Source organism: Paenarthrobacter histidinolovorans (assembly GCF_014647595.1).
Taxonomy (GTDB): domain Bacteria; phylum Actinomycetota; class Actinomycetes; order Actinomycetales; family Micrococcaceae; genus Arthrobacter; species Arthrobacter histidinolovorans.
This window is the reverse complement of record NZ_BMPM01000007.1, coordinates 89,689-111,323: the sequence shown is the minus strand read 5'-3', so window position 1 is coordinate 111,323 and position 21,635 is coordinate 89,689. Positions and strand designations below refer to the sequence as shown.

At 64.4% G+C, this 21,635-nt stretch carries 22 protein-coding genes; 17 read left to right on the top strand and 5 right to left on the bottom strand.

Annotated elements, in window-relative coordinates:
- Positions 1-93: 93 nt before the first annotated feature.
- The 9 genes from IEY62_RS16320 (at position 94) to IEY62_RS16280 (ending at position 11,006) form a co-directional block, all read left to right on the top strand.
- Complete coding sequence (locus tag IEY62_RS16320) at positions 94-720, top strand: cyclodeaminase/cyclohydrolase family protein (RefSeq protein ID WP_189019735.1); 627 nt, start codon at positions 94-96, stop codon at positions 718-720.
- Positions 717-1,607 (top strand): bifunctional 5,10-methylenetetrahydrofolate dehydrogenase/5,10-methenyltetrahydrofolate cyclohydrolase, encoded by an 891-nt coding sequence (locus tag IEY62_RS16315; protein ID WP_189019733.1) that lies wholly within the window; start codon positions 717-719, stop codon positions 1,605-1,607. The genes IEY62_RS16320 and IEY62_RS16315 overlap by 4 nt, the downstream gene beginning before the upstream one ends.
- An 11-nt stretch (positions 1,608-1,618) precedes the next feature.
- Entirely contained in the window at positions 1,619-3,937 is a 2,319-nt protein-coding gene (locus IEY62_RS16310; RefSeq protein ID WP_189019731.1) for an FdhF/YdeP family oxidoreductase, read from the top strand.
- 159 nt (positions 3,938-4,096) lie between these two features.
- Positions 4,097-5,314, top strand: coding sequence for a formaldehyde dehydrogenase, glutathione-independent (fdhA, locus tag IEY62_RS16305; protein WP_018779503.1), 1,218 nt, complete (start codon positions 4,097-4,099; stop codon positions 5,312-5,314).
- Positions 5,315-5,412: 98 nt separating this feature from the next.
- Positions 5,413-6,693: a molybdopterin molybdotransferase MoeA gene (locus IEY62_RS16300; protein ID WP_189019729.1), complete on the top strand. Its 1,281-nt coding sequence runs from the start codon at positions 5,413-5,415 to the stop codon at positions 6,691-6,693.
- Entirely contained in the window at positions 6,681-7,559 is an 879-nt protein-coding gene (fdhD, locus tag IEY62_RS16295; RefSeq protein WP_189019727.1) for a formate dehydrogenase accessory sulfurtransferase FdhD, read from the top strand. The genes IEY62_RS16300 and fdhD overlap by 13 nt, the downstream gene beginning before the upstream one ends.
- 129 nt (positions 7,560-7,688) lie before the next feature.
- Positions 7,689-8,495, top strand: a complete 807-nt coding sequence (locus tag IEY62_RS16290) for an IclR family transcriptional regulator (protein ID WP_189019725.1) — start codon at positions 7,689-7,691, stop codon at positions 8,493-8,495.
- A 265-nt stretch (positions 8,496-8,760) separates the two neighbouring features.
- The gene (locus tag IEY62_RS16285; protein ID WP_229785385.1) at positions 8,761-10,779 is read left to right on the top strand and encodes a BCCT family transporter; all 2,019 of its coding nucleotides are present in this window, start codon (positions 8,761-8,763) and stop codon (positions 10,777-10,779) included.
- Positions 10,780-10,829: 50 nt separating this feature from the next.
- On the top strand, positions 10,830-11,006 hold the full coding sequence (locus IEY62_RS16280) for a hypothetical protein (RefSeq protein ID WP_189019721.1): 177 nt from the start codon (positions 10,830-10,832) through the stop codon (positions 11,004-11,006).
- Positions 11,007-11,082: 76 nt separating this feature from the next.
- Here the strand turns inward: IEY62_RS16280 and IEY62_RS16275 are convergent, their stop codons facing one another.
- Both IEY62_RS16275 and IEY62_RS16270 read right to left on the bottom strand, forming a co-directional pair.
- The gene (locus tag IEY62_RS16275) at positions 11,083-11,775 is read right to left on the bottom strand and encodes a fasciclin domain-containing protein (protein ID WP_189019719.1); all 693 of its coding nucleotides are present in this window, start codon (positions 11,773-11,775) and stop codon (positions 11,083-11,085) included.
- Between the two features lie 171 nt (positions 11,776-11,946).
- Entirely contained in the window at positions 11,947-12,321 is a 375-nt protein-coding gene (locus IEY62_RS16270; RefSeq protein WP_189019717.1) for a VOC family protein, read from the bottom strand.
- Between the two features lie 205 nt (positions 12,322-12,526).
- Between IEY62_RS16270 and IEY62_RS16265 the strand changes: the two genes are divergently transcribed.
- On the top strand, positions 12,527-13,108 hold the full coding sequence (locus IEY62_RS16265) for a GNAT family N-acetyltransferase (protein ID WP_189019715.1): 582 nt from the start codon (positions 12,527-12,529) through the stop codon (positions 13,106-13,108).
- 57 nt (positions 13,109-13,165) lie between these two features.
- On the opposite strand, the gene IEY62_RS16260 is transcribed toward IEY62_RS16265, so the two are convergent.
- Positions 13,166-13,930, bottom strand: a complete 765-nt coding sequence (locus IEY62_RS16260; RefSeq protein ID WP_189019713.1) for an IclR family transcriptional regulator — start codon at positions 13,928-13,930, stop codon at positions 13,166-13,168.
- A 184-nt stretch (positions 13,931-14,114) separates the two neighbouring features.
- Between IEY62_RS16260 and IEY62_RS16255 the strand changes: the two genes are divergently transcribed.
- Genes IEY62_RS16255 through IEY62_RS16245 form a run of 3 tightly spaced genes read left to right on the top strand, consistent with a single transcriptional unit; the run spans position 14,115 to position 16,792 of the window.
- Complete coding sequence (locus tag IEY62_RS16255) at positions 14,115-14,846, top strand: CoA transferase subunit A (protein ID WP_189019711.1); 732 nt, start codon at positions 14,115-14,117, stop codon at positions 14,844-14,846.
- An 18-nt stretch (positions 14,847-14,864) separates the two neighbouring features.
- The gene (locus IEY62_RS16250; RefSeq protein WP_189019709.1) at positions 14,865-15,584 is read left to right on the top strand and encodes a CoA transferase subunit B; all 720 of its coding nucleotides are present in this window, start codon (positions 14,865-14,867) and stop codon (positions 15,582-15,584) included.
- Complete coding sequence (locus IEY62_RS16245) at positions 15,581-16,792, top strand: acetyl-CoA acetyltransferase (RefSeq protein WP_189019707.1); 1,212 nt, start codon at positions 15,581-15,583, stop codon at positions 16,790-16,792. The genes IEY62_RS16250 and IEY62_RS16245 overlap by 4 nt, the downstream gene beginning before the upstream one ends.
- Here the strand turns inward: IEY62_RS16245 and IEY62_RS16240 are convergent, their stop codons facing one another.
- Both IEY62_RS16240 and IEY62_RS16235 read right to left on the bottom strand, forming a co-directional pair.
- Entirely contained in the window at positions 16,793-17,542 is a 750-nt protein-coding gene (locus IEY62_RS16240; protein WP_189019917.1) for an ankyrin repeat domain-containing protein, read from the bottom strand.
- A 19-nt stretch (positions 17,543-17,561) separates the two neighbouring features.
- Entirely contained in the window at positions 17,562-18,143 is a 582-nt protein-coding gene (locus IEY62_RS16235; RefSeq protein ID WP_189019705.1) for a GlcG/HbpS family heme-binding protein, read from the bottom strand.
- Between the two features lie 203 nt (positions 18,144-18,346).
- Between IEY62_RS16235 and IEY62_RS16230 the strand changes: the two genes are divergently transcribed.
- The 4 genes from IEY62_RS16230 (at position 18,347) to IEY62_RS16215 (ending at position 21,594) form a co-directional block, all read left to right on the top strand.
- Entirely contained in the window at positions 18,347-19,507 is a 1,161-nt protein-coding gene (locus IEY62_RS16230) for a sensor histidine kinase (protein ID WP_189019703.1), read from the top strand.
- Positions 19,504-20,130 carry a response regulator gene (locus IEY62_RS16225; protein ID WP_189019701.1) on the top strand — a complete coding sequence of 209 codons (627 nt, stop codon included), beginning with the start codon at positions 19,504-19,506 and terminating at the stop codon, positions 20,128-20,130. The genes IEY62_RS16230 and IEY62_RS16225 overlap by 4 nt, the downstream gene beginning before the upstream one ends.
- 27 nt (positions 20,131-20,157) lie before the next feature.
- Positions 20,158-20,724: an HdeD family acid-resistance protein gene (locus tag IEY62_RS16220; protein WP_189019699.1), complete on the top strand. Its 567-nt coding sequence runs from the start codon at positions 20,158-20,160 to the stop codon at positions 20,722-20,724.
- Positions 20,725-20,787: 63 nt separating this feature from the next.
- Complete coding sequence (locus IEY62_RS16215; RefSeq protein ID WP_189019697.1) at positions 20,788-21,594, top strand: exodeoxyribonuclease III; 807 nt, start codon at positions 20,788-20,790, stop codon at positions 21,592-21,594.
- Positions 21,595-21,635: the final 41 nt, after the last annotated feature.

Sequence of the window (21,635 nt, the reverse complement as noted above, 5' to 3'; positions counted from 1 at the left end):
TCAAATCAGGCGGCCCGGACCCTTTCCCCTCGAATTCCCCTCGGAATGGGCGGGCCCGGGCCGCTGCTTTCCCCTCTTCAGCCAGGACGGCACATGATCAGCTCAGAAACCATCAATGACTACCTCTCCAGGCTGGCCTCCCGCCAGCCCACACCGGGCGGCGGTGCTGCCGCTGCACTGCACGCGGCACAAGGAGCCGCGTTGGTTGCCATGGTGGCCCGCTACACCACAGGCGCAAAGTTCGAGCAGCATGCCGCGCTTGTAGCCCGGATCACCAGCGCCGCCGACCACCTGGTGGTGGAAGCCTTGCGCCTTGCCGACGCCGACGAACATGCGTTCCAGTCCGTAATCGATGCCTACAAGCTTCCCTCGGATACCGATGAACTCAAGGCAGCAAAGGCGGCAGCCATCCAGGATGCCCTGATCCAGGCAGCCCAAACTCCCGCTCAACTCATCGGGGTTGCCGGTGAGATAGTGGACCTCGCCGGCGATCTCCTGGATGCGGCAAACCCCAACGTCATCAGCGACGTCGCCGCAGCGGCAGATGCCGCCCGGGCTGCCGCTACAACAGCCCGCGTCAACATCGACATCAACGTCGTGGCCATCAAGGACAGTGCCGCCCGCACCCGCCTGGCCGGGCAGACGGACGGAATTGAGGACAAAGTGGTCCTCGCAGCTGATTCCCTGGTCAAGCGCGTCCGCGAAAGGATCCTCTCGTGAACACCCAAGTGCTTTCCGGCAAGCAACTGGCAACCCTCATTCAACAACGCGCCACGGAAGAAGTACGCGTCCTGGAAAACAGCGGCCGCCGTCCGGTCCTGGCCGTCGTGGTCGCCACCGACGACGAGTCGACGCTCTGGTACGTCCGCTCCATCGAACGTGCCGCTGAACGGCTGGGCATCGGCTGCAGGATCGTCGATCTGGGCCCCGAAGCCACCGAACAGGTACTGGCGAGCGTCCTCCGGGACCTGAGCGCCGAACCTTCGGTCAACGGAATCATCCTGCAAACGCCGCTGCCCGTGGGCGTGAAGGCTGATTCCCTGGTGGGCCTCATCGCTCCGGAAAAAGACATCGACGGCGCCAATCCCCTCAGCCTCGGCCGCCTGGCTGTCGGCCAGCCCGCTTTCGCCCCCGCCACGGCGCAGGCTGTAGTGGAACTCCTGGATCACTTCGAGGTGCCCGTCGCGGGCCGCAACGTGGCCGTCGTCGGGCGTTCCGCGGTGGTGGGCAAGCCGCTGGCGCTGCTGCTCCTGGAGCGCGACGCGACTGTCACCGTCTGCCATTCCAAGTCGGGGCCGCTGGAGCGATACACCCAACCCGCCGACGTCGTGGTTGTTGCCGCCGGCAGGACCGGCCTGCTCAAGGGCAGCCACCTCTCGCCGGAGACCGTAGTGATCGACGTCGGAACCAACGTCCTGCCCGACGGCTCACTGGTGGGGGACGTTGACGAGGCGAGCGTCACCGGTATCGCGGCCGGGTTGACCCCGGTGCCCGGCGGCGTAGGCTCGGTCACCACAGCACTGTTGCTCCTGCACACGGTTGAGGCCGCGCGCCAGCAGGAACCCGCTGAACTGGCCGCCGCCGCCACCTCCGCTGCCCGGATCTGAAGGGAAAACGCATGGCTACGAAAGCCCCTGACGGAAACATCGACGAGTCAAAGCTGACCGTCACCAAGCCCAAGACGAAGGCCGTGGGCATCCCGGCCGTCGCCAACGCGCTGAAGATCTCGTTGGAACAAATGGGTCCTGTGCGCAGCGTCCAGACCCTGCTGGCCGTGAACCAGCTGGACGGCTTCGACTGCATGGGCTGCGCCTGGCCGGAGCACGAAAAGCGCAACGCCGCGGAGTTCTGTGAGAACGGTGCCAAGGCGGTGGCCGAAGAAGCCACCCGCCGACGCGTCACACCGGAATTCTTCGCCAAGTATTCCGTGGAAGAACTGAAAACCCGCGACGATTACTGGCTTGGACAGCAGGGCCGCCTGACGCACCCCATGGTCCTGGAGGAAGGCGCCACCCACTACACACCCATCGACTGGGATGACGCCTACGAGCTGATGGCCCGGGAACTCAGGGAACTGGAAAGCCCGGACCAGGCAGTGTTCTACACCTCGGGGCGGACGTCCAACGAAGCCGCTTTCGTGTACCAGCTCCTGGTCCGCGGAATCGGCACGAACAACCTGCCGGACTGTTCCAACATGTGCCACGAGTCCTCCGGATCCGCGCTGGTGGAGACAATCGGCATCGGCAAGGGCTCCGTCAGCCTGACGGACCTGGAAACGGCGTCATTGATTTTCGTCGCCGGGCAGAACCCGGGAACCAACCATCCCCGCATGCTCAGTGCTTTGGAGAAGGCCAAGAAGAACGGCGCAATCATTGTGTCCGTTAATCCGCTTCCTGAAGCGGGCCTACTGCACTTCGAAAACCCGCAGCATGTGGCCGGCATGATCCAGGGAACCCAGCTGACCGACGATTTCCTCCAGATCCGCGCCGGCGGCGACCAAGCCCTCTTCCAAGGCCTGGGCAAGTACCTGCTGGAAGCCGAGGCTGCGGGGCGGAACACTCCGGGACTGGAAACGGTGCTCGACCACAACTTCATCGAAAACCACACAGTAGGTCTCAATGACTACCTGCGGTTCCTCGAAAAGGTGGAGTGGGCGGACATCGTCGAAGCCACGGGCCTGACGTTGGAGCAGATCCACTCCACAGGTGAACGGCTGCTCGCATCCAACGCCACCATTGTGTGCTGGGCCATGGGACTTACCCAGCACAAGCACTCCGTGTCGACGCTACGGGACGTAGTGAACGTCCTGCTGCTCCAGGGAAACATTGGCAAGACCGGCGCCGGTGTCTGCCCCGTGCGCGGCCACTCCAATGTCCAGGGCGACCGCACCATGGGCATCTTCGAGAAGATGCCGGAAGCATTCCACGACCGCCTGGACCAGGAATTCGAATTCCGTTCGCCCCGGGACCACGGCTTTGACACCGTGGCAGCCATCCGCGCCATGCGCGACGGGAAGGTCCGTTTCTTCATGGGAATGGGTGGCAACTTCGTCCGGGCCGCCCCGGATTCGGAAGTCACCGAGCACGCCCTGGCCAACACCCGGCTGACCGTCCAGATCTCCACCAAACTGAACCACTCACACCTGTCCACAGGTCGCCGGGCACTGATCCTGCCTACCCTCGGACGAACCGAAAAAGACACCCAGCGCACAGGCGATCAACGGGTCACCGTGGAAGACTCCATGAGTGCCGTCCACGCCTCACGGGGCCGGCTCAAGCCTGCCAGCGAGCACCTCCACTCCGAAGTAGCGATCGTGTGCAACCTCGCCCACAAGCTCTTCACCGAGGGCAACCACCGCCTGCCGAACACCCCCAAAGCCTCCTGGCTCGCCATGAGGGACGACTACACCCTGATCAGGAAACACATCGAGGCGGTCTTTGACGGCTTTGAAGACTTCGAAGCCCGGATCCAGCACCCCGGGGGCTTTGTGTTGCCACACCCGCCCCGCGATGCCAGGAAATTCGACACCGCTTCGGGCAAAGCCCACTTCACAGGCAATGAGCTGGAATACATCAAGGTTCCGCCGGGAAAGCTTGTCCTTCAAACGCTGCGCTCCCACGACCAGTACAACACCACCATCTACGGCAAGGACGACCGGTACCGCGGCATCCACGGTGGCCGCCGGGTGGTGCTCATCAACGCCCGTGACATCAGCGAACTCGGATTTTCCGACGGGGACATGGTCCACCTCATCTCCGAATTCCAAGGGATCGATCGCCGGGCCGAAAACTTCCGCATCGTGTCGTATTCGACGCCGACGGGTTGCGCCGCCGCCTACTACCCCGAGACCAACGTCCTGGTGCCGCTGGATTCCGTGGCAGACACCAGCGGTACTCCAACGTCGAAGTCCGTGATCATCCGGCTGGAAAGGGCCTGAATCACCACAAAGTTGTCCGATTGTCCATAAATCCGCTCGTCCAACGGTTCGTAAATGGTGCTTCGGTGGCCTGAAACCTGGGGAGGTATTCCTCATCGAAGCACCGCTTTCGGACCGTTGGACAGGCAGTTCAACAACAGCAAGGAACAGGGAGTGACCATGTCAGGAAACAGAGCAGTCGCCTACAAGGAACCCGGTGTCGTCGAAATCATCGACACCGACTACCCAACGTTTGAACTCAAGGACGGACCGGGCGTCAACCCGGCCAATGTCGGGAGGAAAGTACCTCATGGTGCCATCCTGCGGACAGTGACCACCAACATCTGCGGTTCGGACCAGCACATGGTCCGCGGACGCACCACCGCGCCGCAGAACCTGGTCCTCGGCCACGAAATCACCGGCGAAGTGGTGGAAGTGGGACCCGACGTCGAATTCATCAAGGTAGGCGACATCGTCTCGGTGCCGTTCAACATCTCCTGTGGCCGCTGCCGGAACTGCAAGGAACAGAAGACCGGCATCTGCCTCAACGTCAACCCCGACCGCCCCGGCAGCGCATACGGTTACGTGGACATGGGAGGCTGGGTGGGCGGACAGGCAGAGTACGTCCTGGTCCCCTACGCGGACTGGAACCTCCTGCGCTTCCCGGACCGCGACCAGGCCCTGGAGAAGATCATGGACCTGACCATGCTCTCGGATATCTTCCCCACCGGCTTCCACGGCGCTGTCACAGCCGGCGTCGGTGTCGGCTCCACTGTGTACGTTGCCGGTGCCGGTCCCGTGGGTATCGCTGCCGCCGTCGGCGCCCAACTGCTGGGGGCCGCCGTCGTGATCGTGGGCGACATGAATGAGGACCGCCTGGCCCAGGCGCGCTCCTTCGGCTGCGAAACGGTCAACGTCTCCCAAGGCGACCCGAAGGACCAGATAGAGCAGATCCTTGGCGTGCCGGAAGTGGACTGCGGTGTTGACGCCGTGGGCTTCGAAGCCCGCGGACACGGCAAGGACGCCTCCCACGAGGCCCCGGCCACCGTGTTGAACTCACTGATGGACATCACTGCGGCCGGCGGCGCCCTGGGCATCCCGGGCCTTTACGTGACCGGCGATCCGGGCGGAATCGACGACGCCGCCAAACACGGCTCCCTCTCCCTCTCCTTGGGGACGGGCTGGGCCAAATCGTTGTCCTTCACCACGGGCCAATGCCCCGTAATGAAGTACAACCGCCAATTGATGATGGCCATCCTCCACGACAAGGTCCAGATCGCCAAGGCGGTCAACGCCCAGGCCATCCCGCTCGAGGACGCGCCCCGCGGCTACGCCGAATTCGACGCCGGAGCCGCAACGAAGTTCGTACTGAACCCCAACGGCTACGTGAAGGCCTGACAACAGCTACCGGGGACTGCGCGGCAGTAATTACGGGAAGGCCGTGCAGTCCCCGGTGCCTTCCACAACGGAAGCACCACCCCAGGAAGCGAACACCCATGCTTGCACAAGAGGAGCTGACAGCCGTCCTCCATCCGCACCACGCCATGACGTGGGCCGAAGCACGGCAGCTGGCGTACCGCTGCGCCGCTCCCCTCCCGCCGGGGCCAACAAGCCTCGGCACAGCGATCGGCTGCACCTTGGCCCGCGATGTCCTTGCCCGGCAGGACCTTCCCCACTACGCGTCATCGGCCATGGACGGCTGGGCCATCACTGGCGAAGGCCCCTGGGCACTCACCGGACCCGGGCGGGGCCTTGCTGCCGGAGAAGCCAGTGTCATAGCCACCGGCGGCCTCATACCAGCCGGGGCCACCGCCGTGCTCCGCAAGGAAAGCGGACAGGTATCGGGGGACGGGTACCTTTCGCTGAGGCCGGAGGCGAAACCGGGCGAGACACTTCCCGGCCGCCACATCCGTCCCGCCGGTGAAGAAGCCACCGCAGGGGACATCCTCATACCCGCCGGAACCCTGCTCAATCCGGCACACCTCGCCCTGGCCGCCGTGGCCGGCCATGACCAGCTGCAGGTGCAGCGCAAGCCGAGGGTCGCCGTCGTCATGACCGGCTCTGAAGTGGTCACCTCAGGTGAGCCGGCGCCCGGACAGGTGCGCGACGCTTTCGGTCCGCAGCTCGATGCCGTCATTCCGCAACTGGGCGGGGTGCCGGGCGGGCAGCTACGGATCGGCGACTCATACGGAGAGTGGCTGGCGGCTCTGGATGGCGCCGGTGACGGCAAGCGGCCCGAAGTGACGATTACCACCGGTGGAACGGGCAAATCCGGAACAGACCACTTCCGTGCAGCCGTTGCGGCGCTCGGCGGACGGCTCCTGCTGGACGGGGTTGCCATGCGCCCCGGCCATCCCGCAGTGCTGGCTGAACTACCGGACGGCCACTTCATCCTTGGGCTGCCCGGCAATCCGCTTGCAGCCATGCTGGCCCTCATGACCTTGGGCGAACCGCTGCTCGCCGCCTTGGGAAACCGCCCCTTCCAGGAAGCCACTCCCCTGCTCTCCGGCGCCGATGTCGAAGCCTCCCCGGGAAAGACCCGGCTCATACCCTGCAGGATCGTCCACGGGCTTGTGTTTCCGGCCGACCACGCGGGTCCCGGGATGATGCGCGGGCTCGCCTGGGCCGATGCGTACATGGCGGTGCCTCCTGAAGGTGCATCGGCCGGCGATCGGGTACCCGTGCTGCCCCTGCCGTGGACAGCGCCCATCGGCACCCCGGCCCCACTTTCCACCGAGTCGCTCCAGAGGGGAAGGCAGACCGGATGGCCCGCATGACGCAGCGCAGGAAAATCCACCGTTTCCAGCTGGACGGGACGGGCGCCGAAAATCCAGTTCGTTACAAAGAGGACGTCCTGGCTGCCGAGGAACCACTGGAAATCAGGATCGGGGGAACCTCTTTCGCCGTGACAATGCGGACGCCCGGGGATGACTTCGATCTCGTGGCCGGGTTCCTGGTCTCCGAAGGCATCATCCGCGAGCAAGCGGAGCTGGTCTCGCTGCGGTTCTGTTCCGGCGAAAAGGACGGGATACAGACCTTCAACGTAGTGGACGCCCAACTGCGCCCGGATGTCCCGCTGCCGGACACCAAACGCCACGTCTACACCTCCAGCTCGTGCGGCATTTGTGGCACGGACTCGATTGACGCCGTGCGCAAGACCATCCACTACGACGTCTCCCTGGATGGGCTGTGGGTTCCCGTCGATCTCCTGGCCGGGCTGCCGGACCGCCTCCGTGAGGCCCAGGCCGTTTTTGACAGGACGGGCGGCGTCCATGCTGCGGGGCTCTTCAGGATGGATGGTTCCGAACCGGAGCTCCTGTGCCTCCGCGAAGATGTTGGCCGCCACAACGCCGTCGACAAGGTGGTGGGGTGGGCGCTCCGCCAGGACCTGTTGCCGCTGACGGGCCTGGTTCTGCAGGTCTCCGGCAGGGCATCGTTCGAACTCGTCCAGAAGGCCGCCCTTGCGGGAATACCCGTCTTGTCAGCGGTCAGCGCACCCTCAAGCCTGGCAGTGGATCTTGCCGTGGGAACCGGCCTGACCCTGGTGGGCTTCAGCCGTGGCCACAGCCTGAACGTCTACGCGGGCAGGGAACGCGTGATCGGTCCACGGGCTCGTGTCCCGAAGGTAGCCGCCAGCGCCTGAGTTACGTGTGTCCCATGGAGTGAAAGAGTCCGTGCAAAACTCCGTCTAGGATGAGGAAAGACGAGGGTGCAGGCCGTTCAGGGCTACGGAAGCCACGGACCGCCTGCCTGGACAACGACACGAGGCAGCATGGCCGCACGCAACAACCCGGACTTCGACAAGGACGCGGACGCCCAGGGCGGAGGCGTCCAGTCAGTGGACCGCGCCCTCCAGATCCTGGAGATCCTGGCCCGGGAAGGCGACGCCGGAGTGAGCGAGATCGCGGAGGAAATGGGTGTCCATAAATCCACCGTGTCACGGTTGGTGGGCTCGCTGGTTGGCCGCGACCTGGTCCGGCAGAACAGCGAACGTGGCAAGTACCAGTTGGGCTTTGGCATCCTCCGCCTGGCATCGTCCATCCCCGGCAGGCTGAGCGTCGTGCATGAGGCCCGGGAAGTGCTGGAAGCCCTGGCCCACGAGTACAAGGAGACGGTCAACCTCGCCGTCCTGAGGTCCAATTATGCCGTCAACGTGGACCAGGCGATGGGGCCATCAACACTGGCCACCTACGACTGGGTGGGAAGCCTGACGCCGTTGCACGCCACTTCCAGCGGCAAGGTCCTCCTGGCCGCATTGACTGCAGACGAAAGAACCCAGGTCTTCAAGGCGGTAGGGCTGCCCGCACGAACGCCCCGCACGGTGACGAACCGTGGACAGCTGGAGAAGCAGTTGCTTGACGTCGCCCGCAATGGATATGCCACTGTCCACGAAGAGTTTGAAATCGGCCTTACGGCCGTCGCCGTACCCATTTTCAACCACGTGGGCAGTGTCATCGCGGCTGTGAGCATTTCCGGTCCGGCGTTCCGCTTTTCGCCCGAGGACCAGCCTGGGCTCATCGACGGACTTCGCGAGGCCGGGCTGACCATCAGCGCCCGGATGGGCTACAGGGCCCGCTAGGCCGGGACACAGCCAGCACTTCCATTGGCGCTCTCTGCGCAACAGTGATCATAATAAGCAACACCCCACGTCAAGGCCAATTGATATATCAAGTGGCCGTCAAAGACGGAAAAAACCTTGACTTTGAGGTGTGACGGGGCGCACTCTGTTGCTTAGCGCGAATGTTGTTGATTCATGCGGAACGTTCCCCACCCTTCTCCGAACGCACACCCCAGGGCCGTGCATCACCACAAAACCCATGACTCGCCGAGCAAAGGACCCGCTCATGGCTACAAATAGTGACACAAAACCCTTAACACCAGAGGACTTACCTGCCGACGATCCCTTGGCAGAGAAGTCAGCAACCAACCCCGTCCACGTGGAGATCCCTGAAGAAGTCATCAGCCTCTCCCCCAACGCCACCAACCCTGAAGACCTCAACGACGAGGACGGGGGTGCAGAGACTCTCCCCGATTCTGAGGAATACGAACAGATCCTGGTGGAACTGCGAAACGCCAAGACTGAGCAGGCCGTCTCCGCCCGCCGGAACCAGAAACTTACCCTCGACAAAGTCACCTTCGGAATCACGGGCGCCATCGCCGTCGCCTTCGTGGTCTGGGGCTTTGTTGGACGCGACAGCCTTTCGGAAACCTCCAAAGGCGCCCTGAACTGGGTCATGGAATACACCGGTTGGTTGTTCATGGTCCTCGCCTCGTTGTTCGTTGTCTTCGTGCTGTGGCTGGCCCTGGGCAAATTCGGGAACATCCCGTTGGGCAAGGACGGCGAGAAGCCTGAATTCCGCACCGTCTCCTGGGTGGCCATGATGTTCGCCGCAGGCATGGGCATCGGCCTCATGTTCTACGGTGTTGCCGAGCCGCTTTACCACTACATCTCGCCCCCGCCGGGAACCGTGGACGGCCGCACGCCCGCTGCCATCCAGACCGCCATGGCCACCTCGATCTTCCACTGGACCCTCCACCCGTGGGCCATGTACGCAGTGGTTGGCATCGCGATGGCCTACGGGACCTACCGCCTCGGCCGCAAGCAGCTGGTCTCCGCAGCGTTCACTTCGCTGTTCGGCATCCGGATGGTTGAAGGGCCGATCGGGAAGTTCATCAACATCCTGGCCATCTTTGCCACGCTCTTCGGAACCGCTGCCTCCCTGGGCCTCGGCGCCCTGCAGATCGGCAGCGGCATGACGTCCAACGGCTGGATGGGCGAGATCGGCACACCTGTACTGGTGGTCATCGTAGCCATCCTGACCTTCTGTTTCGTGGCCTCCGCCGTTTCCGGCATCAGCCGCGGCATCCAGTGGCTGTCCAACATCAACATGGTGCTGGCCGTGGTGCTGGCCCTCATCGTCTTTGTTGCCGGCCCCACCCTGTTCATCCTCAACCTGATCCCCTCGGCGATCGGCGATTACGCCCGCGACCTCGCTGAGATGTCGTCCCGGACTGAAGCCGTGGGCGACGAGGCATTGCGCAGCTGGATGACCAGCTGGACCATCTTCTACTGGGCCTGGTGGATCTCCTGGACGCCCTTCGTCGGCCTGTTCATCGCACGCATCAGCCGCGGCCGCACCATCCGCCAGTTTGTTACCGGTGTCCTGCTGGTGCCCAGCGTTGTCAGCGTCATCTGGTTCGGCATCTTCGGCGGAGCAGCGTTCCAGGTCCAGCAGGAAGCGGACAAGGCAGGCACACCCGGCCTGGTGACCACCACCAACGGCGTGGCCTCCGTCAACTTCGACGGTGCACTCTTCGACCTGGTCAAGAACCTGGGAATGCCCGGCTGGCTCACGGCAGCGGTCATCGTCCTGGCCATGGTCCTGGTGGCAATCTTCTTCATCACCGGCGCCGACGCGGCTTCCATCGTCATGGGCTCCCTCAGCTCCAATGGGGCAGAGCACCCGCGGCGCGCCGTCGTCATCTTCTGGGGAAGCCTCACCGGTGCGGTAGCCGCCGTCATGCTCTTGGCCGGTGGTGACGAACCATCGGAAGCCTTGGCCGGCTTGCAAAGAGTAACCATCGTTGCGGCGCTGCCGTTCGTGATCGTCATGCTGCTGCTCTGTTTCGCCCTGACCAAGGACCTGAGGCGCGATCCCCTGTCGCTGCATAGGCGCCTGGCGACCTCGGTGGTGGAACGCGCCATCCGCACCGGCGTCGAGCAACATGGCGGCGTCCAGTTCGACCTCGTCACCAAGCACGAGTGCGCCGGGAAATGCAACGACTCCGATTGCCCGGGAGGAACAGCTACCGGGACCATCCCGCTGGTTGGCAAACCTCCCTTGGACTCCAGCGACAAGTAGCCCACCGAACCGTTCACCTTGCCCGATTGACCCCAACAGTTAGGTCCCCCATGTCCTACGTATCCACCACCGAAGGAACCCTCCGGCTCAGCAAGCAGTCAAACGACGTGACCCTTACTCTGGACGCATCCAAGCCCATGACTGTCCGCATCGAGGTTGACCACTGCCCCTGCGGCTCGGCACACAACCGGCCGGGCTCCTACGTCGACAGCGACCTGAACAACTAGCACCGCAACTTAACAGCAAAGCAGGCGCCGGATTCCCGGCGCCTGCTTTTGTTGGTGCTGTTGTGGAGGCCAAGGCCTACTTGGGCATCAGCACCGAGTCGACCAGGTAAACCGTGGCGTTGGCGGTCTGGACGCCACCGCAGATGACGTTGGCACCGTCAACCGTGAGGGCATCCTTGGTGCCGGCAACCGTTACCTCGCCACCCTGGACAGTCTTGTGGGTGCCGACGATCTGGTCCGGGGACAGCTGGCCGGGGACTACGTGGTAGGTGAGGATCTTGCTCAGCAGGGCGTCATCGGTCTTGAGCGTTTCGATGGTGGCCGGGTCGATCTTTGCGAAAGCGTCATCAACCGGTGCGAAGACCGTGAATTCGCTGCCGTTCAGGGTGGAGACCAGGTCAACCTTGGGGTTGAGCTTGCCCGAGACCGCGGCGGTGAGGGTCTTGAGCAGCGGGTTGTTGGAAGCAGCGGTTGCTACCGGGTCCTTGGCCATTCCTGAGACCGAACCGGCACCATCCGGAACCTGTGCGGCGTAGCCGGCGCAGCCGGGGCCTACAAGGTTGGCGGCGGGATCCATGGCCGCGCTGCTCATGGGGGACGACGACGGCGACGGTGCCATCGACGACGGAGCCGCAGAGGAACTCATCGGGGCGGGTGATGAAGAAGAGGGCGAGCTGGAGGTGCTGGATCCACCACAGGCAGTAAGCCCGAGAAGGGTGGCTGCAGTGAGGCCAACGAAGGCGAGGGCGGGGCGCTTTGTGGACAACATGTCATTCTCCTTGTTTTTGGAACCAGGGCGTTGGGTCCATTGGGTGGTGGGACACGGGCTGCAGATGCGGCTTTTGCTGCACCTCCGGTTTGTGTCTCACTACCTATTCGGAGGATGGGGCGGGGTGGATGGGTGCGGATTGAAAAAGTTTTTTATCCACCCCGCGTTGTTCTAGAAGTACGGCTTGGTGATCAGCTCCAGGGCGTGGCCCGAGGGGTCCTTGAAGTAGACCCCGCGACCACCGTGCTCCGTGTTTGTCTCGCCCGGGCGGGTCATCTGCGGATCGGCCCAGTGTTCGACGCCGGCACTCACCAGCCGCTCATAGGCGCGGTCAAAGTGCTGGTCGTCAACCAGGAACGCGTAGTGCTGCATCTGGATCTCGACCGGGGGCTCGGCGAACTGAAGCATGACCCCGCCGCCCAGCGTGAGGTTGGTGAAGGGACCCCAGTTGGGAGCGTCGTCGGCTTCAAGGATGGCCTGGTAGAACGCAGCAGAAACTGCGCGGTCGAGGGAGGCAATGATGGTGTGGTTGAAAAGTGCGGGCATGGAAACTCCTTTGAAAGTGGATTTCATTTCGATGGTCTGAAGTTCATCTATCCACAAGGAGGTGCCCGCGGGGTGCCCACTGTGAGGGTCCCACAGCGCGTCAGAGGTCGGCCGGGTAGCCGATCCGTGCAGGGCTGAAGCCCGATCCGGTCATCACGTCCGCTAGTCTAGCCGACCACCCGCGCACGGTGGCAGGATGGGCGGCATGGCTATCGAGGTGAGGCCGGCGACGGTGTTCGATGACGTAAAGACCATGGTCGGTCCCAAGCGCCCCGATTCCAACGTGTGCTGGTGCCTGAGTTACAGGGTCCCGTCCAGGCTCAACCAGAGCCTTCAAAAGCAGGAACGCGGCAAGTACGTTCAGAAGTTGGTGGCCGAAGACCCGCCGCCCGGGGTTTTGGCGTACGACGGCGACGAGGTAGTTGGGTGGGCGGCCGTGCACCCGCGCGCGGACACCAGTTTCGCGACGAACCGGAAGATCCCGAACGTGGACGAGGCCGAGGTGTGGTCCGTGTGGTGCCTCCGGGTGCGGCCCGGGCATCGCGGCAAGGGTATCTCCCACGAGTTGCTGCGCGGGGCCATCGACTTCGCCAGGAGCCATGGCGCGCCCGCCATAGAGGGCTACCCGGTGGACAACAAGGGCGGCAAAGTGGACCTGACCATGGCTTATGTGGGCACGCGAAGGCTCTTTGAGAAGGCCGGCTTCAAGAAGGTAGCCGAAACGACGTCGGTCCTCAACGGTTTTCCCCGGGTGCTCATGCGCCTGGACCTCCGCCAACCCAACTAGGTAGCAGATCACGCCGTTCCCAGCGCTGGGAACGACCTGATCTGCTACCTAGATGGGTCAGGCGCCCTGTAACCGTGCCGTCATCCTGTGCGCCTCCTCGAGCAACAACTTTCCCAGGAACTCCTGCCTGTCCGGACGAAATCGTGGTTCGATCCCGGTCAGGGACAAAGCCCACGCCGGTCTGCCCTGCGGGTCAAACACCGCCGCCCCCATTCCCCAGCTGCCCTCCAGAATGAGCCCCGGGTTCACGGAGTACCCTGCCAAACGGGTTTGCTCCAGGTTGCCCCGCACCACCTCTTCGGGGTGTCCGGAAGCGAAGCCGCCCGCATGTGCCGGCCACTCCGCCAGCAGGGACTCCTGCTCGTCGGGAGGCAGGAAAGCCATGATCGCCGTTCCTGCCGATGCGATGCCCAGCGGAAAGCGGACGCCTTCGTGCAGCACAAACGACCTCACAGGGAACGAACCTTCTTCGCGCAGCACGCACACGGTTTCGTTGCCCCGGCGGATGGAGAAAAACGCACTCTCCCCTGTTTCGGCGGCCAAACGGCGCAATGACGGCCGGGCAACTTCTTCCATGGGAAAGCGCGCCGCCGCCACCGAGCCCAACAGGAAGATTTCGGGGCCCAGGACCCATTTCCCGGACGTCGAATCGTGCTCCAACAACCCCTCGGCAGCCAGGGACGTCAACAGGCGATGCACGGTTGGACGCGTCAGCCCCGATTCGCGCACCAATCCCGCGAGCGAGGTCCCTTCCGGCTTTCGCCCCACCAGCCGCAGCAGCAGCGCCACGCGGCCCACCACTTGGGCTCCTTGTACTGCCACAGCACCCTCCCGGAGATTTCATCCACAATATGGACACCTCAAACGGTACCGTCCACACCGTGAGTAGCCAAGGCACTTGGTCATTGACCGTTCTCTGCGAGAAATCTAGGCTCGACTGCAAGGACCGAGAAGTCCACAAAGTGGATGCCACTCACTATCACGCAAACTCAATGAGGAGTCCAACATGACCAAGATCCGTGCGGGCGCGGCCCAAGCGCTCCATGACCTGATGGCAGACGGCCTGACCATCGCCGTCGGAGGTTTCGGCATCAGCGGCATTCCTGCCGACCTGATCGACGCCGTCCGGGACTCGGGCGTCAAGGACCTCACCATCGTTTCGAACAACATGGGCGTGGATGGCAAGGGCTTGGGCGTTCTCATCGAGGCTGGCCAGGTTCGCAAAGTCATCGCTTCCTACATTGGCGAGAACAAGCTCTTCGCCGAGCAGTACCTCGCCGGCAAGCTCGAGGTGGAGTTCGCACCGCAGGGCACGCTGGCTGAGCGCCTTCGCGCAGGCGGAGCCGGCATCCCCGCCTTCTACACGCGAACCGGCGTGGGCACCTTGATCGCCGAAGGCAAGCCACTGGAAGAGTTCGACGGCGTCACGTACGTCCGCGAGCGCGCCATCACCGCCGACGTCGCACTGGTCCACGCCCACACCGCCGATACGGACGGCAACCTGATCTACCGTTACACCGCACGGAACTTCAACCCCGTAGTGGCCACGGCAGGCACAGTGACCATTGCCGAAGCCGAGGTGATTGTGGAGCCGGGCGAGTTGGATCCCAACCACATCGTCACCCCGGGCGTTTACGTCCAGCGGCTGGTCAAGGCAAGCAATCGGGTCAAGGACATCGAACAGCGCACGGTCCGCCCCCGCCCGGAAACACAGCGCGCCCAAGCGCTGACGGTCTGAAGCAAAGGAGCACACATCATGGCTTGGACACGAGACCAAATGGCTGCCATCGCGGCCGAAGAACTGAACGACGGCGACTACGTCAACCTCGGCATCGGCATCCCCACGTTGGTGGCCAACAACCTGCCCGACGGCGTGCGGGTGATCCTTCAGAGCGAGAACGGGCTGCTCGGCATGGGCCCGTTTCCCTATGAGGGCGAGGAAGACGCCGACCTTATTAACGCCGGCAAGCAGACCGTCACCATCACGCCCGGCGGGAGCATCTTCGACTCGGCAGCCTCGTTCGGCATGATCCGCGGCGGACACGTCAAGGTCGCCATCCTGGGCGCCATGCAGGTGTCCGGCAGCGGCGACCTCGCCAACTGGACCATCCCCGGCAAGATGGTCAAGGGCATGGGCGGTGCCATGGACCTGGTAGCCGGCACACCGCGCGTCGTGGTCCTTACCGAGCACAATGCCAAGGACGGTTCCGCGAAGATCGTCACCGAATGCACGCTCCCGCTCACGGGTCTCAAGTGCGTGGACCGGATCATCACGGACCTCGCAGTCTTCGACGTCGAGGAAACCCCACCCACGGCAGAAACGCCCGACGGCGGCACCCGGCTGCTGCTGACCCGCCTCGCCCCGGGCGTCACCGTGGAAGAGCTCCTCGAAAAGACGGGGGCCGCGTTCGATGTCCAGCTCGAAGCCACTTCCCCCGCAACGGAAGAACACACCCTCGAAGGAGCCACCGCATGAGCCTCAAAGACCAGTTCGGCAAAGACATCCTGCTCACCGGATGGGGCCACAGCAAGTTCGGCAAACTGACCGATGACACGTTGGAGTCACTGATCGTCCAGGTGGCCGGGGAAGCCATCAGCAACTCGGGCCTGGACCCCAAGGACATCGACGAGATCTACCTGGGCCAATTCAACTCCGGCATGCAGCCGCTGGGCTTCACGTCGTCCCTGGCCCTCCAGCTCTCCGCAGATTTGGCCAACGTTCCTGCCACCCGCACAGAGAACGCCTGTGCCTCCGGCTCTGCTGCGTTCCAGCAAGGCGTCAAAGCCGTGCTGGCCGGGACTGCCCGGAACGTGCTGGTGATCGGTGCGGAGAAAATGACCGACGCCGGAGCCGACGTCGTGGGGGCAGCGCTGCTCGGCGCTTCCTACGAGATGGCCGGCAAGGCATCTTCCACCGGATTCACTGGCCTGTTCGCCGAGGTCGCCAAGCACTACGACAAGCGCTACGGGGCAGCCATCACCGGTCCCGGCATCCAGGGCCTCGGCGACGTCCTGGGTTCGATCGCCGCCAAGAACCACCGCAACGGCATGGACAACCCCTATGCCCAGATGCACCGCGACTTCGGCGAGGAGTTCTGCCGGACCATTTCCGACAAGAACCCCATGGTGGCCGAGCCCTTGCGCCGCACGGACTGTTCGCCGGTCTCCGACGGTGCTGCCGCCGTCGTGCTGTCAACATCCGCAACCGGCGGCGCGACCGCGCCCGTGCGCCTTGCAGGTTTCGGCCACGCGAACGACTTCTTCCCGGCGGAGAAGCGCGATCCCACCGAGTTCGCCGCCACCAGGGCATCATGGGAGCGCGCATTCGCCATGGCCGGTGTTGGCTTGGAGGGGTTGGACTTCGCGGAGGTGCACGACTGCTTCACCATCGCCGAACTCATCATGTATGAGGCCATGGGCCTGACTCCGCGCGGCGAAGGCTCGCGTGCCATCACCGAAGGCTGGGTCTATAAGGACGGGAAGCTGCCCGTGAACGTCTCCGGCGGCCTGAAGGCGAAGGGCCACCCGGTCGGAGCTACGGGTGTGTCGCAGCACGTCATCGCGGCCATGCAGCTCAGTGGCACCGCGGGCGACATGCAGCTCCCCAACGCCCGCCGAGGAGCCGTGCAGAACATGGGTGGTGTGGGCATCGCCAACTACGTGAGCGTGCTGGAAGCCCTGTAGCTAGCGGTTCCGGATCAGCGCCGCGATCTCCGCAAAACCGAGCCGCTCTGCGTTCTGCAGGGCGGTTCGGCCTTGCGGGTCGCGGATGTCCGGGTTGGCTCCGGCTGCGAGCAGTTGCCGGACCACGTCCTGCTGATTTGGGCCGCCATTGTTGAGCAGGATGGCTTCCTGCATGGCGGTCCAGCCCAGGTTGTTGACGTGGTCCACGGGCACGCCGGCCGCGATGAGGATCCGAACGGTCTCGACGTGCCCATGCTCGCTGGCCGGGATCAGGGCCGTGCCGCCGTAGCGGTTGATGCTGCGCACGTCTGCTCCGGCCTCAAGGGTCAGCTGCAGCACGTCATTGAAACCCTCCGCCCCGGCGTAGAGGAACGCGGAGTCCTGGATGTCGTCCTTGGCGTTGACGTTGCCGCCGGCCGCGATCAGCTCGCGGACCCGGGTGGGATCGTTGGCTTTGGCCGCGAGGATCAAGAGCCTGTCGGTTTCGATTTGGGCCTCCGGTGACAGTTGGGACGGCACAGCAGCCGACGACGCCGGGCCCGGACCCGTGCTCGACGGCGCGGCTGCGGTGGGGGCTGCTTGACCCGGCGCCGGGCTGGAAGGTGCCGGGCTGGAAGGTGAGGCGTCCGCCGTCGAACTCCGGGTAGCCGACGGTTCGGACGGCGACGACGGCGCGCAGCCGGCCGCGAGCCCGACGACCAGCAAACCCGCGCCGATCACCGAACCCGCCGCACGGCCCTGCACCCTCATGAAACCCATACCTTCGAGGCTACTTCGCTGCCAAGGCGTCGGCACCGGCCGTTGCGCAGGCTTCGTCGAGAGCGCCGTCCGGAGCGCCGCCGACGCCAATGCCTGCCACAGAAACGCCGTTGACCTTCAGCGGAACGCCACCGGCCAGGAAGAGGGTGCCGGGGAGGTCGGCGATGGAGGGCCCGTTGCCGTTGATGCGCTTGGCCAGCTCGCTGGTGGGGGCGCCGAACGCGGCAGCCGTGTAAGCCTTCTGCTTGGCGGCTTCGATGGTGTGCTCAGCGGCGTTGTCACCGCGGAGGATCGCCTGAACGGTGCCGAAGCGGTCCACCAAGGCAACGGTGACGAACGGCAACTTGTCCGCCTGGCACTTGGCCAGTGCAGCATTCACGGCTTTGCTGGAGGCGCCCACGGTGATGCGGTTCTGTGCCACCACGTTTTCGGGGGCGGGCTGGACGTCGGCGGCTACCTTAGCGGACGCAGCTGCGGGTGCGGCTTCCGGTGCCGCGGCGGGCGACACAGCATTGGCCACGGCAGTGACACCGCCGGTGAGCAGCAGTGCTCCGGCAGCGGCGGCAGCAATCATCTTGTTGGACTTCTTCATGGGCTTCTCCTTCAGGACTGCATGGACTTTCCGGGTACACCTCCATGCTTCCCGGACGGTCCCGGCACCACATCGGCCCAAGGCAGTCCCCGGCCTCATCCTTTCCGCGGGCCGTATCAGCCAAAAGGTGGAGAGACCAGTATCCGCCGGGGATCTAGCATGGAAAGAACGCCTTCCACCAAAACCCGGAACGGGAACCACCCATGCCAACTGCTCCTCCACAGCCGCCGCCAAGCAGCCGTTTCGATGGCCGCATCGACGCCGTGGTGCATGCGGGCTTCGCTGTCCTGATGGTCGCTTCCGGGGTCCGGTACGTCATGCGGCACTCCCCCGCAGACAACCTGTGGACAGTGGCTCTGGCGGCGGCAGTGTGCGCCCTCTACGCCCTGACCGCCCTCCTGGCCCACCAACAACCGGCCCGCGGCCGCCACTGGATCCCCTGGATGATCGCCCTCGTGGCGGCGTGGGCGGCGCTGGTCATCCTTGCCCCGAGCTTTGCGTGGTGCTCCTTCGCCATCTTCTTCCTGACGCGCCGGGCCTTCCGCGGCTGGGCCGGATACGCGGCCAGCGGCGTGACCGCAGCGGCCACCGCCGTCGGGCTCTTCCGGATGAGCGGCTGGACGGACGTCGCCATGCTGCTCGGCCCGCTGGCCGCCGGCGCACTGCTCACGCTGATCTACGACAAGATCGAACGCGACCAGGAGCGGCTGGCCGCCACCGAACGGGAGGCCGGGATCGCAACGGAACGCGAGCGCGTCTCCCGCGAAATCCACGACACCGTGACCCAGGGCCTTGCCAGCAGCCTGCTTCTCCTGGAAGCCGCGCAGCGCTCCTGGCCCGACCACTCCGCCCAGCGGGACGTTGCCAAGGCATCAAGCCTGCTGCGGAGGAACCTCGCCGACACCCGCAGCCTGGTGCACGAACTTTCCGCGCCGGGCCTCGAATCCGGGCCGTTGACGGAAGCGTTGCAGCACGCTGCGCACCAATACGTGGATGCCATCCAGATCCAGGTCACCGGGGACCCACGTCCGCTCCCGCCCGAAGTCCGCCACGCCTTGCTGCGCGTGACCCAGAGCGCGGCAGCCAACATCAAACTTCACGCGCACGCGGACCACGCCAGCGTGACGCTCGGGTACCTCCCGGAGGCGGTCACCCTGGACGTGTACGACGACGGACGCGGCTTTGATCCCGGAGCGGTACCTTCGCCGTCGGAAACCGGAGGATACGGCCTGCGGGCCATGCGGCAACGGGTGGAGCAGCTGGGTGGAGAATTGTCCGTGGAGAGCTCTCCGGGTGAGGGCACCATCATCGCGGCGCAGCTCCCCCTCAGCCAGCCAGCCCAGTCGTCAAAGGAGGGCCTGTGACCACCATTTCCGTTGTGCTCGTTGACGACCACACCGTGGTCCGGAGCGGACTCAAGGCGCTGTTGGGCACCCAAGCCGATCTCGTCGTCGTCGGTGAAGCCTCCTCGGGCGAAGAAGCGCTGGTCGCTGCGGCGCAGCACTCACCCGGCGTGGTTCTGATGGACCTGGCCATGGGTGCCGGAATGGACGGAATCGAAGCCATCAAGCAACTGCGGCAACGCAACCCCAAGCAGGCGGTGATCGTGTTCACCACCTACGACTCCGACGCCGATATCGTCCGCGCCGTGGATGCCGGCGCCATGGGGTACCTGCTCAAAGACGCTGCGCCGGAGGAAATCTTCGCAGCCGTCCGCGGCGCTGTGCAGGGCAAGAGCGTGATGAGCGCACCGGTAGCCTCACGGCTGTTCCAGCAATTGCGGAATCCGGACGAAATCCTCACGCCACGGGAAGCCGAGCTGCTCAGCCTGCTGACCGAGGGCCTCAGTAACCGGGACCTCGGAAAACGCCTCTTCATCTCCGAGGCAACGGTCAAAACGCACCTGGCCCACATCTACGCCAAGCTGGGGGTCGAGACCCGGGCCGCTGCAATTGCCACAGCTATCCGGCGCGAGGGGATGCGGTAAAGGCACGCGGTTGGTTACGCTGACCATATGTCGGACACAACGGGTCGCAGAATGTTCACCACTCCAGGGACGGCTTTGTTGGTCCGTGGAGCCCTCGCCATCGTTTTCGGACTCCTGGTCCTCGTCTTGCCCAGCGCCACAGCATTCGCGGTGGTGGTGGTGTTCGGCTTCTTCGCCATCATTGACGGCATCACCAGCGTGGCCCACTACTTTTACGACCCCGCCGGCCGCTCACGCTGGAGCGTTGTGGGCGGATTCATCTCCATCGCCGCCGGCATCCTGGCCATTGCGTGGCCCGGCATCACTGCGGCCGTCATTGGCGTCATCATCGGTTTGTGGGCCCTGGTGTTGGGGATCTCGCAAATCATCCTGGCCCTCGCCGCCCGCAGCTTCATCCGCAGCTGGGGCCTGTGGCTGCTCACCGGCCTCATCACCACGGTGTTCGGGATTGTGGTCCTGGTCAACCCCGGCATCGGACTCCTGGGCCTCATGGGAATGCTGTCCGCCTTTGCCATTCTGACGGGTTTGCTCCTGATCGCATCAGGTATCGGGCTACGCAAGCTGGCCACCACACAGCGGCTGTACGGTCACTAGGTCCGGCTCGGTAAAAAGCCGCAGGGGGATGCACTCAGCCCCAAGTTCGGTAAGTTAGTTGCTGTGAAGATAGCTACCTGGAATGTGAACTCCCTCCGTGCCCGAGCCGACCGCGTAGAAGCCTGGCTTGAGCGCAGCGACTGCGATGTCCTGGCCATCCAGGAGACCAAGTGCAAGGACGAGAACTTCCCCTGGGAACTCTTTGAGCGCATGGGTTACGAGGTCGCGCACTTCGGCGTCAACCAGTGGAATGGCGTGGCCATCGCCTCCCGTGTGGGCCTGGACGACGTTGAGCGCACCTTCGTGGACCAGCCTGCTTTCGGCAAAGCCGGCAAGGACCCGGCCCAGGAGGCCCGCGCCATAGCTGCCACCTGCGGCGGCATCCGCGTCTGGAGCCTGTACGTTCCGAACGGCCGCTCCCTGGACGACGAACACATGCCCTACAAGATCAAGTGGCTCGAAGTCCTCCGGGGCCAGGCCGCCGAATGGGTCCAGGCCGACCCCAACGCGCAGATCGCCCTCATGGGTGACTGGAACATCGCGCCGTTCGACGACGACGTCTGGGACATCCAGCTCTTCCGCGACAACAACTACACCCACGTCAGCGAACCCGAGCGGGCAGCGTTCCACGCGTTCGAAACCGCCGGATTCACCGACGTCGTGCGTCCTTATACTCCGGGCCCGGGGGTCTACACGTACTGGGATTACACGCAGCTGCGTTTCCCCAAGAAGGAAGGCATGCGGATCGACTTCTGCCTGGCCTCCCCTGCGCTGGCTTCCCGCGTCACGGGCGCGTCCATTGACCGCGAGGAACGCAAGGGGAAGGGCGCCTCTGATCACGCGCCCGTGATCGTGGAGCTCGCTGACTGAGCACTGCACCTGATGATTCATTGACGAAAGGGGTGTCTGGA

Excerpts from the sequence above, each read along its gene's own strand:
- IEY62_RS16320 (WP_189019735.1), top strand. The coding sequence starts at position 94 with ATGATCAGCTCAGAAACCATCAATGACTACCTCTCCAGGCTGGCCTCC.
- IEY62_RS16310 (WP_189019731.1), top strand. The coding sequence starts at position 1,619 with ATGGCTACGAAAGCCCCTGACGGAAACATCGACGAGTCAAAGCTGACC.
- fdhA (WP_018779503.1), top strand. The coding sequence starts at position 4,097 with ATGTCAGGAAACAGAGCAGTCGCCTACAAGGAACCCGGTGTCGTCGAA.
- IEY62_RS16300 (WP_189019729.1), top strand. The coding sequence starts at position 5,413 with ATGCTTGCACAAGAGGAGCTGACAGCCGTCCTCCATCCGCACCACGCC.
- fdhD (WP_189019727.1), top strand. The coding sequence starts at position 6,681 with ATGGCCCGCATGACGCAGCGCAGGAAAATCCACCGTTTCCAGCTGGAC.
- IEY62_RS16290 (WP_189019725.1), top strand. The coding sequence starts at position 7,689 with ATGGCCGCACGCAACAACCCGGACTTCGACAAGGACGCGGACGCCCAG.
- IEY62_RS16285 (WP_229785385.1), top strand. The coding sequence starts at position 8,761 with ATGGCTACAAATAGTGACACAAAACCCTTAACACCAGAGGACTTACCT.
- IEY62_RS16280 (WP_189019721.1), top strand. The coding sequence starts at position 10,830 with ATGTCCTACGTATCCACCACCGAAGGAACCCTCCGGCTCAGCAAGCAG.
- IEY62_RS16275 (WP_189019719.1), bottom strand. The coding sequence starts at position 11,775 with ATGTTGTCCACAAAGCGCCCCGCCCTCGCCTTCGTTGGCCTCACTGCA.
- IEY62_RS16270 (WP_189019717.1), bottom strand. The coding sequence starts at position 12,321 with ATGCCCGCACTTTTCAACCACACCATCATTGCCTCCCTCGACCGCGCA.
- IEY62_RS16265 (WP_189019715.1), top strand. The coding sequence starts at position 12,527 with ATGGCTATCGAGGTGAGGCCGGCGACGGTGTTCGATGACGTAAAGACC.
- IEY62_RS16255 (WP_189019711.1), top strand. The coding sequence starts at position 14,115 with ATGACCAAGATCCGTGCGGGCGCGGCCCAAGCGCTCCATGACCTGATG.
- IEY62_RS16250 (WP_189019709.1), top strand. The coding sequence starts at position 14,865 with ATGGCTTGGACACGAGACCAAATGGCTGCCATCGCGGCCGAAGAACTG.
- IEY62_RS16245 (WP_189019707.1), top strand. The coding sequence starts at position 15,581 with ATGAGCCTCAAAGACCAGTTCGGCAAAGACATCCTGCTCACCGGATGG.
- IEY62_RS16240 (WP_189019917.1), bottom strand. The coding sequence starts at position 17,542 with ATGAGGGTGCAGGGCCGTGCGGCGGGTTCGGTGATCGGCGCGGGTTTG.
- IEY62_RS16235 (WP_189019705.1), bottom strand. The coding sequence starts at position 18,143 with ATGAAGAAGTCCAACAAGATGATTGCTGCCGCCGCTGCCGGAGCACTG.
- IEY62_RS16230 (WP_189019703.1), top strand. The coding sequence starts at position 18,347 with ATGCCAACTGCTCCTCCACAGCCGCCGCCAAGCAGCCGTTTCGATGGC.
- IEY62_RS16220 (WP_189019699.1), top strand. The coding sequence starts at position 20,158 with ATGTCGGACACAACGGGTCGCAGAATGTTCACCACTCCAGGGACGGCT.